General features: G+C 72.5%; 13 protein-coding genes and 1 riboswitch. Of the genes, 11 read left to right on the forward strand and 2 right to left on the reverse strand.

Going from position 1 to position 11,788, the window contains the following annotated elements; all coding sequences use genetic code 11:
- Nucleotides 1–35 precede the first annotated feature (35 nt).
- Entirely contained in the window at nucleotides 36–494 is a 459-nt protein-coding gene (locus AB0L21_RS36170) for a thioesterase family protein (protein ID WP_365704710.1), read from the forward strand.
- On the opposite strand, the gene AB0L21_RS36175 is transcribed toward AB0L21_RS36170, so the two are convergent.
- A complete protein-coding gene (locus AB0L21_RS36175) occupies nucleotides 454–1,665 on the reverse strand; it encodes an MFS transporter (protein WP_365788396.1) in 1,212 nt (403 codons plus the stop codon). The genes AB0L21_RS36170 and AB0L21_RS36175 overlap by 41 nt on opposite strands.
- 139 nt (nucleotides 1,666–1,804) lie before the next feature.
- On the opposite strand from AB0L21_RS36175, the gene AB0L21_RS36180 reads away from it, so the two are divergent.
- The gene (locus AB0L21_RS36180; RefSeq protein WP_365788397.1) at nucleotides 1,805–3,373 is read left to right on the forward strand and encodes an ROK family protein; all 1,569 of its coding nucleotides are present in this window, start codon (nucleotides 1,805–1,807) and stop codon (nucleotides 3,371–3,373) included.
- 101 nt (nucleotides 3,374–3,474) lie between these two features.
- Here the strand turns inward: AB0L21_RS36180 and AB0L21_RS36185 are convergent, their stop codons facing one another.
- Nucleotides 3,475–3,876, reverse strand: a complete 402-nt coding sequence (locus AB0L21_RS36185; protein WP_365788398.1) for a hypothetical protein — start codon at nucleotides 3,874–3,876, stop codon at nucleotides 3,475–3,477.
- Between the two features lie 203 nt (nucleotides 3,877–4,079).
- Nucleotides 4,080–4,210, forward strand: a riboswitch (FMN riboswitch).
- A gap of 162 nt (nucleotides 4,211–4,372) precedes the next feature.
- Here AB0L21_RS36185 and AB0L21_RS36190 point away from each other — a divergent pair.
- From AB0L21_RS36190 to AB0L21_RS36230, 9 genes are all read left to right on the forward strand, one after another.
- Nucleotides 4,373–4,978, forward strand: a complete 606-nt coding sequence (locus tag AB0L21_RS36190; protein WP_365704699.1) for a riboflavin synthase — start codon at nucleotides 4,373–4,375, stop codon at nucleotides 4,976–4,978.
- Complete coding sequence (locus tag AB0L21_RS36195) at nucleotides 4,975–5,616, forward strand: nicotinamide mononucleotide transporter family protein (RefSeq protein WP_365704696.1); 642 nt, start codon at nucleotides 4,975–4,977, stop codon at nucleotides 5,614–5,616. The genes AB0L21_RS36190 and AB0L21_RS36195 overlap by 4 nt, the downstream gene beginning before the upstream one ends.
- Nucleotides 5,613–6,926, forward strand: a complete 1,314-nt coding sequence (locus tag AB0L21_RS36200; protein WP_365704693.1) for a bifunctional 3,4-dihydroxy-2-butanone-4-phosphate synthase/GTP cyclohydrolase II — start codon at nucleotides 5,613–5,615, stop codon at nucleotides 6,924–6,926. The genes AB0L21_RS36195 and AB0L21_RS36200 overlap by 4 nt, the downstream gene beginning before the upstream one ends.
- Nucleotides 6,927–6,949: 23 nt before the next feature.
- Nucleotides 6,950–7,435 (forward strand): 6,7-dimethyl-8-ribityllumazine synthase, encoded by a 486-nt coding sequence (ribH, locus tag AB0L21_RS36205; RefSeq protein ID WP_365704691.1) that lies wholly within the window; start codon nucleotides 6,950–6,952, stop codon nucleotides 7,433–7,435.
- 34 nt (nucleotides 7,436–7,469) lie between these two features.
- Entirely contained in the window at nucleotides 7,470–7,742 is a 273-nt protein-coding gene (locus AB0L21_RS36210; protein ID WP_023552153.1) for a phosphoribosyl-ATP diphosphatase, read from the forward strand.
- Between the two features lie 55 nt (nucleotides 7,743–7,797).
- Complete coding sequence (hisG, locus tag AB0L21_RS36215; protein WP_365704689.1) at nucleotides 7,798–8,646, forward strand: ATP phosphoribosyltransferase; 849 nt, start codon at nucleotides 7,798–7,800, stop codon at nucleotides 8,644–8,646.
- Nucleotides 8,647–8,660: 14 nt separating this feature from the next.
- Complete coding sequence (locus tag AB0L21_RS36220) at nucleotides 8,661–9,131, forward strand: PH domain-containing protein (RefSeq protein ID WP_365704687.1); 471 nt, start codon at nucleotides 8,661–8,663, stop codon at nucleotides 9,129–9,131.
- A gap of 164 nt (nucleotides 9,132–9,295) precedes the next feature.
- Nucleotides 9,296–10,630, forward strand: a complete 1,335-nt coding sequence (locus AB0L21_RS36225) for a hemolysin family protein (RefSeq protein ID WP_365704685.1) — start codon at nucleotides 9,296–9,298, stop codon at nucleotides 10,628–10,630.
- Complete coding sequence (locus AB0L21_RS36230) at nucleotides 10,627–11,700, forward strand: hemolysin family protein (protein ID WP_365788399.1); 1,074 nt, start codon at nucleotides 10,627–10,629, stop codon at nucleotides 11,698–11,700. Before AB0L21_RS36225 ends, AB0L21_RS36230 begins: the two co-directional genes overlap by 4 nt.
- The last annotated feature ends 88 nt before the right edge of the window (nucleotides 11,701–11,788 follow it).

Consider the following 11,788-nt stretch of genomic DNA (forward strand, 5'->3'; position numbering starts at 1 on the left):
GCCACCCCAACGCGCGCTGCTCAGGAGCCCTTCCCGTGACCGCCGAAGCCCCGACCGCCCCCGCCGTCTCCTACGGCCGGCTGGTCCCCGTCACCGTCCACTTCGACGACCTCGACGCGCTCGGGCTGCTGCACAACGCCCGCTACCCGCTGATGGTCGAGCGCGCGTGGACCGAGCTGTGGAACGAACACGGCGTCCGCTTCGACGGCGACTGGGCGGCGGCCGGCGACGCCTGCAACGCGGTCCGCGAACTGCGCATCGGCTACGAGGCGCCGGTCACCCGGCCCGGCACGTACGCCGTCCACCTCTGGCTCGAACGGCTCGGCACGACCGGACTCACCTACGGTTTCCGGTTCTGCTCGGCCGACGGGACCGAGACCTACGCCCGCGGCACCCGGGTGCTGGTCCGGCTGGACGCGGCGACCATGCGTCCCGCGCCCTGGAGCGAGACCTTCAGGGCCGCGGGTCGGGAACTGCTGCGGCCCGCCGGCTGACCTCGCCGCCGCCGCGCTCGGCGGTGCGCAGCACGCCCGCGAACACCGCGAGCCCGCACGCCAGCGCGGTCACCACCACGAAGGACACCATCAGGCTCGTCGCCTGGGCCACCCCGCCGATCAGGCTCGGCGCGATCAGCCCCGAGGTGTAGGTGATGGTCGCCACGCCCGCGATGGCCTGGCTGGGGTTGGGACCGGCGTGCCCGGCCGCCGCGAAGCACAGCGGTACGACCACCGCGATGCCGAGCCCCATCAGCGCGAACCCGGCCATCGCCACCGCCGGATGCCCGGCGAGCACGATCAGCAGCCCGCCCAGCCCGGCCAGGACACCGCCGGCCCGCACCGTGCGGACGGCGCCGAAGCGGTTCACCACCGCGTCCCCGGCGATCCGGGCCACCGCCATGGTCAGCATGAACCCGGTCGTGGAGGCCGCCGCCAGCCCGGCCGAACTGTCCAGCCGGTCCCGCAGGAACACCGCCGACCAGTCCAGGCTCGCGCCCTCCGCGAACACCGCGCAGAAGCCGACCGCGCCGATCAGCAGCGCCGAGCGCGGCGGCAGCGCGAACCGCGGCGGCGGCTCCTCGTCCTCGGCGGGCTGGAGGCCCAGCACCCAGGTGCAGGCCACGAGACCGAGCACGGTGAGGACGGCCGACGCCAGCGCGAAGTGCACGCGCGCGTCCGCGCCGAGATGCGCCGCGAGGGTGCCGGCCGCCGAGCCGATCAGGGCGCCCGCGCTCCACATGCCGTGCAGCCCCGACATGATCGACTTCCCGAGCCGCCGCTCGACCTCCACACCGAGCGCGTTCATCGCGACATCGGCCATGCCCGCGCTCGCGCCGTAGACGAACATCGCCAGGCACAGGGTGACCAGGTTCGGCGCGATCGACGGCAGGATCAGGGACAGCGTCCACAGCGCGAGCAGCCCGCGCAGGGCCGTACGGCTGCCGAAACGGTGGGTGATCCCGCCCGCCAGCGGCATGGCGCACGAGGCGCCGAGCGCCGTGAAGGCCAGAGCGAAACCCAACTGGCCCGCGCCGAGCGAGGCATGGTCCTGGACCCACGGGACGCGCGTCGCGAACGAGCCGGTCACGGCGCCGTGCACGGCGAACACGGCCGCCACGGCGTACCGGGCGCGCCTGACCTCGTCGCCCGCGCGCGTCACGTCACTCATGATCCTGTCCCCTCCCCGGGAGTGCCGGCCCCGTGGGCGCCGCTCCGCTGCAACGCGCCGTAAACTATCAGGAACCCTGCCTGATAGATAGCGGACACCATGCCTGGCCCCGCCACGGCGATCTGGGAGGATTCCCGTCATGCCCGCATCACCCAGCACCGCCCGGGCCATCAACGACCGGCTGGCCCTGCGGCTGTTGCAGCAGGAAGGCCCGCTCACGGCAGGGCGGTTGAAGCAGCTGACCGGACTGTCACGGCCCACGGTCGCCGACCTGGTCGACCGGCTCACGGCCTCCGGGCTCATCACGGTGGTCGGCGAGTCCGGCGAACAGCGCCGGGGTCCCAACGCCCGGCTCTACGGCATCGTCGCCGACCGCGCCCACCTCGCCGCGCTCGACGTCCGTACCGAGGGCGTCTTCGTCCTCGTCTCCGACCTGGTCGGGCGGGTGCTCGCCGAGGCGTCCGTGCCGATCGGCCCCGACGCCGGAACCGGGCCCGCCGTGGAACAGGCGGTGGCGGCGGTGGAGAGCGCCGCCAAGGAGGCCGGCGCCGACCGGCTGCACACCGTCGGCATCGGCGCGCCGGGCCTGATCGACCCGGCCACCGGAGACCTCCGCGACTCCGCCGGGCTGCCCGCCTGGCACCGCAGCCTGGCCGCCACCCTCCAGGACCGGCTGCCCGGCGCCCGGGTCACCGTCGAGAACGAGACGAACCTGGCCGCCCTGGCCGAACAGCGCGAGGGCGCCGCGCGCGACCGGGACACCTTCGTCCTGCTCTGGCTCGGCCACGGCGTCGGCGCCGCGGTCGTCCTGGACGGCACCCTGCGCCGCGGGGCCTCCGGCGGCACCGGGGAGATCGGCTTCCTCCCGGTCCCGGGAACGGCCACGCTGCCCTCGGCGACCGACTGCGCCGGCGGCTTCCACTCCCTCACCGGCGCGGCGGCGGTCGCCTCCCTGGCGACAGAGTGCGGCCTTCCGGCCCCTGCCACACCGGACGGCCCGGGGGCGGCGGAGGCGGTGCGGGGGGCTGTGGCGGAGGTGGAGAAGGCGGGGGAGACGTCGGCGGGGGAGCCGGGGGTGCCGGTACCGGTGCCGGTGGCGCCACCGGGCGGGGTGGCCACGCGGCCGGGCGGGGCGGACGTGAAGGCGGGCGCGGAGCCGGGTGCTGTGGCCGCGTCTTCCTCGGGGGAGGCGGGGCCTGAGACGTGGCGTTCGGACGCGGAGTCGGGCGGCGGCTTGGCGTCTTCCTCGGGGGAGGCGGGGCCTGAGGCGTGGCGTCCGGGCGCGGAGTCGGGCGGCGGCTTGGCGTCTTCCTCGGCGGAGACGGGGCCTGCGCCGCGGGCTTCGGGCGTCGAACCGGGCCCTGTCTCAGCGCCTGCGGGGAGCGGCACGCCCACGGTGGCCCTGCCCAGCGGCCTCCCCGCCGCCCGTTTCCTCGGCATCCTCGCCGACCGGATCGCCGTCGGTGCCGCGTCCGTGGTGGCCGTGCTGGACCCCGGCTGTGTGGTGCTCGGCGGGGAGGTCGGCCAGGCCGGGGGCGCGGTGCTCGCCGGGCTGGTGGAGGAGCGGCTGCGCCGGATGTCGCCGCTGGTCACCGAGGTGCGGGCGAGCAGCCTCGGCGGAACGGCCGTACTCCGCGGCGCGCTGCTCACCGCCCGCGAACGGGCGCAGGACGAACTGTTCGCGCCACCGGAGCGTCCGGGCGGCTGACACGCCACCGGAATCTCAGGCCGGAGCGGCTCCCCCGCAGGACCCGAGCGGCTCTGCCCGTTGCCAGGACCTCGCGGCCCGAGCGGCTCCGCCGAAGGTGGTCACGGTACTCGCGGCAGCGCCTCCCGCCAGCCCGGCCGTTGGCACGCCCAGGCCTGTACCCCCTCGGCCACGGGCTCGACGGCGAACGCCTCGTGCTCGCCCGGCACCCGGGCCTGGACGTGCCGGTCCGGGCCGCCTTCGCGGTACTCCGCCTGGTAACTCGGATCGTCGTTGAGATACACCTGGATGCGGTGGTGCCCGGCAGGCTCCCGGTCGAGCCGCTCGACGATGACGAAGCGCCAGGTCAGGCTCATGTCCGCGAGCAGATCGTGGAGTTGGTCCTCGGAGGGGTCGCCCCGCGCCGTCCCGTCCCACTCGATCGCGCGGATCACCGGTGCCGTCGTGCGGGCGGCTGTATTCGGCACGGTGGCGGCCCGGCGGCGGGCAAGGGCCGTCGTCACCGCCGCCGGGCCCGTCCGCACCCTAAAAGGACTAGACCAGTACGGTCAATGGTCCGGACCGAGGCCAATACTCCTTCCCCACCGGCCAGTTGGCGACGGTGGCGGTGTGACGCGAAAGCGGGGGACACGCCCTGTGAGCGAGCCCACACCCTTCACCCGCATGGACGCGTACCGGGCGTGGCACACTGGCCGTGTACCAGAAGCAGCGCACTCCGGGGTCGGTGAAACTCCGAACCGGCGGTTACAGTCCGCGACCCGGTCGCCTCCAGCGGCCGGTTGACCAGGTGAAATTCCTGGACCGACGGTTAAAGTCCGGATGGGAGGCAGTGCGCGGCGGGCGGGCATGCGTTCTCCGTGTGCGCGCCGCCGTATCTGGAGGCGTCCGTGCGCGGGCGTGTCCTTTCGGCGACGCTCCCGGTGTGTGCTCATCCGTACCTTTCTGTCGTCATCGACAGGCCCCGGAGTCCGTGCCCGAAGAGGCAGGAGGACCCGGGAAGTGTTCACCGGAATCGTCGAAGAACTGGGTGAGGTCACCGCCGTCGAGAATCTCGGCGACTCCTCCCGCTTCCGGCTCCGCGGCCCCGTCGTGACCGAGGGCGCACGCCACGGTGACTCCATCGCCGTGAACGGGGTCTGCCTCACGGTCGTCGAGCACGAGGGCGACGAGTTCACCGCCGACGTCATGGCCGAGACCCTGAAGCGCTCCAGCCTGGGCGCGCTCACCGTCGGCTCCCGCGTCAATCTCGAGCGCCCCACCGCCGTCGGCGCCCGCCTCGGCGGACACATCGTGCAGGGACACGTGGACGGCACCGGTGAGATCCTCGCGCGCACGCCCTCCGAGCACTGGGAGATCGTGAAGATCTCCCTCCCCGCGGACCTCTCCCGTTACGTCGTGGAGAAGGGCTCCATCACCGTCGACGGCATCAGCCTCACCGTCGTGGAGGCCGGCCCCGACCACTTCAGCGTCAGCCTCATCCCGACGACCCTCGCCCTCACCACGCTCGGCGTGAAGCAGCCCGGCGACCCGGTCAACCTCGAAGTGGACGTCCTCGCCAAGTACGTGGAGCGGCTGCTCGCGGCCGGGCAGGGGGCCGGCAAGTGAACTGGATGAACTCCGAGGCGTTCACCCTCTTCGGCCAGCACATCATCTGGTCCGACATGACCGGCAACATCCTGGGCCTGATCACCCTCGCCCTCGGCTGGCGCCGTTCCCTGTGGACCTGGCCCGTGCAGTTCCTGTCCGGCCTGGTCCTGTTCGCCGCCTTCTACGGCCACCTGACCGGCAGCGCCGGCAAGCAGGTCGTCGTCATGGCCGTCGCGCTGTACGGCTGGTGGCAGTGGCAGCGCACCAAGGACCGGTCCGACGACGGCCACATCGCCCCCCGCTTCGCCACCTGGCCGGAGCGCGCGGTCATGCTCGCCGCGGCCGCCGCCGGCACGGTCGCCGTCGCCCTGCTCTTCACGGCCTACCCGAAGCTCTCCTGGGACCCCTGGCCCGACGCCTACATCTTCGTCGGCACCATCGTCGCGATGTACGCCCAGGCCAAGGGCATGGTCGAGTTCTGGATCGCCTGGCTGCTCGTCGACCTCGTCGGCGTCCCCCTCAACTTCGCCAACGGCTACGCCTTCTCCGGCTTCGTCTACGTCATCTACGGCGCACTCGTCCTGTGGGGCATGCGCGACTGGTGGCTGCGTTCCCGCCGGGGCCCGCAGCCCGCACTGGAAGGAGCGCCGGCATGACCTCGGCACCGCTGCTGTACGGCACCGACGACATCGAGAACTTCGCCCTCGACCCGGTCGAGCAGGCCATCGCCGACATCGCGGCGGGCCGCCCGGTGGTCGTCGTGGACGACGAGGACCGGGAGAACGAGGGCGACCTCGTCATCGCCGCCGAGAAGGCGACCCCCGAGATCGTCGCCTTCATGATGAGCGAGTGCCGGGGCCTGATCTGCGCCCCCATGGAGGGCGAGGAACTGGACCGGCTGCAACTGCCGCAGATGGTCCAGGACAACACCGAGTCGATGAAGACCGCGTTCACCATCTCGGTGGACGCCTCCGCCGCCCACGGCGTGAGCACCGGCATCTCGGCCGCCGACCGCGCGACGACGCTCCAGCTGCTCGCGGGCGGCGCGGCGGAACCCACCGACTTCGTCCGCCCCGGCCACGTCTTCCCGCTGCGTGCCCGGACCGGCGGCGTCCTCGTGCGCAACGGCCACACCGAGGCCGCCGTCGACCTCGCCCGGCTCGCGGGCCTCCGCCCGGCCGGCGCCATCGTGGAGATCGCCGGTGAGGACGGCCGGATGCTCCGGCTGCCCGAGCTGGTCCCGTTCGCCCGCAAGCACGGCCTGACGATCATCTCCATCGCGGACCTGATCGCCTACCGCCGCGGCAGCGAGCCCACCGTCCGCCGCGAGGCCGAGACCCGGCTGCCCACCCGGCACGGCACCTTCACGGCCTACGGCTACCGGTCCACCGTCGACGGCGTCGAACACGTCGCCCTCGTCCACGGCGAGATCGGCGACGGCGAGGACGTCCTCGTCCGCGTCCACTCCGAATGCCTCACCGGCGACGTCTTCGGCTCCCTGCGCTGCGACTGCGGCCCCCAGCTGGACACCGCCCTGCGACGCATCCAGGCCGAGGGCCGGGGCGTCGTCGTCTACCTGCGCGGACACGAGGGACGCGGCATCGGTCTGCTGTCCAAACTGCGCGCCTACGAACTCCAGGAGCAGGGCCACGACACCCTGGACGCCAACCTGGAACTCGGCCTGCCCGCCGACGCCCGCGACTACGGCGCAGGAGCGCAGATCCTCGCCGACCTTGGCGTGCGCGGCGTCCGGCTGATGACCAACAACCCCGACAAGACCGAGGCGCTGCTGCGCCACGGCCTGAAGGTCACCGGCCGGGAGCCGATGCCCGTCCAGGCCGGCGAACACAACCTCCGGTACCTGCGCACCAAGCGGGACCGGATGGGGCACGACCTGCCCTGGCTCGACACGCCCGCCGTGTCGGCTTCCCCGGCCGCGTCCGCGGCCACCTGCGGCAACCAGTAAGCACGAAAGCACTGAGGAGAAACGTGAGCGGCAAGGGTGCACCGGAACTGTCCGTACGCAATGTGAGCGACCTCCGGGTCGCCGTCATCGCGGCGCAGTGGCACGAGCAGGTGATGGACGGTCTGGTGAACGGCGCCCTGCGCGCCCTGCGCGAGCTGGGCATCGACGAGCCGACCCTGATCAGGGTCCCCGGCACCTTCGAGCTGCCGGTCGCCGCCAAGGTCCTCGCGGGCCGTGGCTACGACGCCGTGGTCGCCCTCGGCGTCGTCATCCGGGGCGGCACCCCCCACTTCGACTACGTGTGCCAGGGCGTCACCCAGGGCCTCACCCAGGTGGCCGTCGAGACCGGCGTCCCCGTCGGCTTCGGCGTGCTCACCTGCGACACCGAGGAGCAGGCCCTGGACCGGGCCGGCCTGGAGGGCTCCAACGAGGACAAGGGCCACGAGGCGGTGACCGCCGCCGTCGCGACCGCGGCCACGCTCCGCTCGGTATCCGAACCCTGGCACTGAGGAGTGGGGCAGACCGCGTAGGGTGGGCAGCACCATGTCCAAGAAGACGTTCGAGGAGCTCTTCACCGAGCTCCAGCAGAAGGCCGCCCACGGCGATCCCGCCACCTCCCGCACAGCGGAGCTGGTAGGCAAGGGTGTCCATGCCATCGGCAAGAAGGTCGTCGAGGAGGCCGCCGAGGTCTGGATGGCCGCCGAGTACGAGGGCAAGGAGGCGGCGGCCGAGGAGATCTCGCAGCTGCTGTACCACGTCCAGGTGATGATGGTCGCCCGCGGCATCTCCCTGGACGACGTCTACGCCCACCTGTGACCCGCCCGCCGCACACAGCCGTAGAAAACCCCTTCACGCAAAGGAAGCCGACCTCATGCTGCGCATCGCCGTCCCCAACAAGGGTTCACTGTCCGGCCCTGCGGCGGAGATGCTGCATGAGGCCGGCTACCAGCAGCGCCGCGAGTCCAAGGAGCTGCGCATCGTCGACCCGGAGAACGAGGTCGAGTTCTTCTACCTCCGCCCCCGCGACATCGCGATCTACGTCTCCTCCGGCCGCCTCGACATCGGCATCACCGGCCGTGACCTGCTGATCGACTCCGGCGCCGACGCCGAGGAGATCCTGCCGCTCGGCTTCGCCCGCTCCACCTTCCGCTTCGCCGCCAAGCCCGGCACGGCGAGCGGTATCGAGGACCTCAAGGACAAGACGGTCGCCACCTCCTACGAGGGCATCGTCGACAAGCACCTCGCGGACCGCGGGATCGACGCCTCCGTCGTCCACCTGGACGGCGCCGTGGAGACCGCGATCGAGCTGGGCGTCGCCGAGGTCATCGCCGACGTCGTGGAGACCGGCACCAGCCTGCGCAACGCGGGCCTGGAGGTCTTCGGTGAGCCGATCATGAAGTCCGAGGCGATCGTCATCCGCCGCACCGGCGCCGACGCCGAGGAACCGAAGGTCCAGCAGTTCCTGCGCCGCCTCCAGGGCGTCCTGGTCGCCCGGACGTACGTGATGATGGACTACGACTGCCGGGTCGAGCAGCTGGAGAAGGCCGTCGCGCTCACCCCCGGCCTGGAGTCCCCGACCGTCTCCCCGCTGCACAACGAGGGCTGGGTCGCGGTCCGCGCCATGGTCCCCGCCAAGGAGGCCCAGCGGATCATGGACGACCTCTACGGCATCGGCGCCCGCGCCATCCTGACCACGGCCATCCACGCCTGCCGCCTGTAAGAGGTACGCCCGAGATGTCCGACCTGCCCTCTCTTCCCCGTCTACCCGTCACCTTCCGGCCGGGACACACCCGGGCGATCCTGCTCACCGCCGGTGTCGTGATCTTCCTGGTGATAAGCGGGATCGCGATGCTGCTGGAGCACCTCGGCCCGGGCTCGCGGCTCAGCTTCATCATCACCGGGGCGCTGATCTTCTGGGTCCTGGCCCAGCTTGCCCGGGTGAAGGTGGTCGCCGACGAGTCCGGCGTCACCGTCGTCAACATCGCCAGCAAGCGCCGTCTGGCCTGGGCGGAGATCCTCCGGGTGAACCTCCGGCCGGGTGACCCCTGGGTGTTCCTCGACCTCAGCGACGGCACCAGCCTGCCCGCGCTCGGCATCCAGCCGGGCATCGCCAAGCAGCGGGCCATCGCCGACGCCACGGCGCTGCGCGCGCTCGCCGAGGCCCACTCGGCGCCGTCCGCCCTGCCGCATGAGCCCAGATCTTGATTAATCTGGTGGGCGGAGGCCGTCTCGCTGCGCCTCCGCCCCTGCGCGCCGCCCGGTGCACAGGGGTTCCTGCTACCCGAGGAGTGATTCCCTCCGGCGATGGACGGATCGTCCTGTAGTACCTGCGCCACCCCTGCCCGACAGAACGGGAAGGCGGTGGCAGCGTGATCATCCCCCTGCTGCTCCTCGGAGCGGCGTTCCTGCTGATTCTCGCCAACGGCTTCTTCGTGGCGGCCGAGTTCGGCCTGGTGACGGTCGAGCGCCCGGAGGCCGAGAAGGCCGCCGCCGACGGTGACACCCGTGCCCGTACGGTCGTGGAGTCGCTGAAGGAGCTGTCCTTCCAGCTCTCCGGCACCCAGCTCGGCATCACCATCACCTCCCTGGTCGTCGGCATGCTCGCCGAACCGGCCCTGGCCGAGCTGCTGCGCGGGCCGTTCGCCGCGCTCGGCGTCCCCGACGGCGCCGCCTCAGGCGTCGCCGTGGTCGTCGGCATGCTGCTGGCCTCCGCGATCCAGATGGTGATCGGCGAACTCGTCCCCAAGAACTGGGCGGTCTCCCGGCCGCTGCAGGTCGCGCGCTTCGTCGCCGGCCCCCAGCACCGCTTCGCCCGCCTGTTCCGCCCGGTGATCTCGGCGCTGAACACGGTGGCCAACCGGCTGGTCCGCGCCCTCGGCGTCGAACCCGCCGACGAGCTGGCCTCCGCCCGCACCCCCGGCGAGCTCGTCTCCCTGGCCCGGCACTCCGCCCAGGCCGGTGCCCTGGAACAGGACACGGCCGACCTGTTCGTCCGCACCCTGTCCCTGGGCGAGCTGACCGCGCAGCACGTCATGACCCCGCGCGTGAAGGTGAGCGCGCTGCAGGACTCGGCCACCGCCGAGGACGTCGTCAACCTCACCCGGGCCACCGGCCTGTCCCGCTTCCCGGTCTACCGGGAGAAGATCGACGAGATCGTCGGCATGGCCCACCTCAAGGACGCGCTGGCGGTCCCCGTGCACGACCGGCTGCGCACGCCGGTCAGCCGGATCGCCCGCAAGGCGCTCCTGGTCCCCGAGACGCTGCCGGTCCAGCCCCTGCTCGCCCGGCTGCGCAGCGAGCAGCCCATCGCGGTCGTCGTGGACGAGTACGGCGGCACGGCCGGCGTGGTCACCCTGGAGGACATCGTCGAGGAACTGGTCGGCGAGGTCCGCGACGAGCACGACGCCAAGGACGTGCCCGAGCTGGCCCCCGCCCCGCCCGAGGACGGCAGGCCCGCCTGGGACGTGGACGGCAGCTGCCGCGTCGACATCCTCCAGCGCATAGGCCTCGACGTGCCCGAGGGGCCGTACGAGACCGTCGCCGGCCTGGTCGCCGACCTGCTCGGCCGGATCCCGGCCCCCGGCGACCGGGCCGAACTGCCCGGCTGGCGGCTCTCCGTCCGCCAGGTCGGCCACTACCGCGCCGAACGGGTCCGCCTGGTCAGGACGGCCCCGGCGGTGAACGTGATGGAGGCCGCCCGATGAGCGTCCTGCAACTGGTCTTCGCGGCGCTGCTCGTGGTCGCCAACGGCTTCTTCGTCGGCGCCGAGTTCGCGCTCGTCTCCGTCCGCCGCAGCCAGATCGATCCGCTCGGCACCGCCCGGGCCCGGCAGGTGCTGTACGGCCTGGAACACCTGCCGCAGATGATGGCCGCCGCCCAGTTCGGCATCACCGTCTGCTCGCTGACGCTCGGCGCGGTCGCCGAGCCGACGGTGGCACACCTGCTGGAGCCGGTGTTCGAGTGGATCCACCTCCCGCACGGCATGATCCACCCGCTGGGCTACGTCATCGCGCTGGCCGCGGTGGTCTTCTTCCACCTCGTCATCGGCGAGATGGTCCCGAAGAACCTCGCCATGGCCGCGCCGGAGAAGGCCGCGCTGTGGCTCAGCCCGGGCCTGGTCTGGTTCGCCCGCCTCTGCAAGCCGATCACGGTGTCCCTCGGCGCCTGCGCCCAGGGCATCCTGCGGCTGTTCCGGGTCGAGCCGAAGGACGAGGTGGAGGCGGTGGTCACCACCGAACAGCTCAACCGGCTCCTGGAGGACTCCGGCCAGGCCGGCCTCCTCGACCCGGAGGAGCAGGAGCGCCTTGAGGACGCCCTGGAGCTGGGCTCGCGCCCGGTGACGGACGTCCTGCTGCGCCGGGAGGCCCTGGTCACGGTGACCCCGGCGGTCACCCCGGGCGAGATCGTGGAGCTGACCGCCCGCACGGGCTACTCCCGCTTCCCGGTCGCGGCCGGCGAGAAGGGCCCCTTCATGGGGTACGTGCACGTGAAGGACGTCCTCGACCTGGAGCACTCCGACCGGGCCGTTCCGCAGCACGTGTGGCGCCCGATGGCCACGCTCCGCGCCGAGCTGCCGCTGGACGACGCGCTGACGGTCATGCGCCGGGCGGCCACGCATCTGGCCCAGGTGGCGGACGCGACCGGCAAGGTGCTGGGGCTGGTGGCTCTGGAGGACGTGCTGGAGCTGCTGGTGGGCGAGGTCCGTGACCCGGCGCACCGGGAGATGCCGGAGCCGCGTGTGAGCGGGGAGCCGGAGGGGGTGCTGGCCACCTAGGCCCTGTCGTCAAACTCCCGTCTGCCGCGCGACGCCATGCACGCACTCTCGCCGCACCGGGCCCCGACCCAAGTACATCCAGTACGAG

This window comes from Streptomyces sp. NPDC052721 (assembly GCF_040678315.1).
GTDB lineage: Bacteria > Actinomycetota > Actinomycetes > Streptomycetales > Streptomycetaceae > Streptomyces.

What these genes read in the sequence shown, in the direction of transcription:
- AB0L21_RS36230 (WP_365788399.1), top strand. Translation starts at nt 10,627, where the DNA reads ATGAGCGTCCTGCAACTGGTCTTCGCGGCGCTGCTCGTGGTCGCCAAC.
- AB0L21_RS36200 (WP_365704693.1), top strand. Translation starts at nt 5,613, where the DNA reads ATGACCTCGGCACCGCTGCTGTACGGCACCGACGACATCGAGAACTTC.
- hisG (WP_365704689.1), top strand. Translation starts at nt 7,798, where the DNA reads ATGCTGCGCATCGCCGTCCCCAACAAGGGTTCACTGTCCGGCCCTGCG.
- AB0L21_RS36220 (WP_365704687.1), top strand. Translation starts at nt 8,661, where the DNA reads ATGTCCGACCTGCCCTCTCTTCCCCGTCTACCCGTCACCTTCCGGCCG.
- AB0L21_RS36175 (WP_365788396.1), bottom strand. Translation starts at nt 1,665, where the DNA reads ATGAGTGACGTGACGCGCGCGGGCGACGAGGTCAGGCGCGCCCGGTAC.
- AB0L21_RS36180 (WP_365788397.1), top strand. Translation starts at nt 1,805, where the DNA reads ATGCCCGCATCACCCAGCACCGCCCGGGCCATCAACGACCGGCTGGCC.
- AB0L21_RS36210 (WP_023552153.1), top strand. Translation starts at nt 7,470, where the DNA reads ATGTCCAAGAAGACGTTCGAGGAGCTCTTCACCGAGCTCCAGCAGAAG.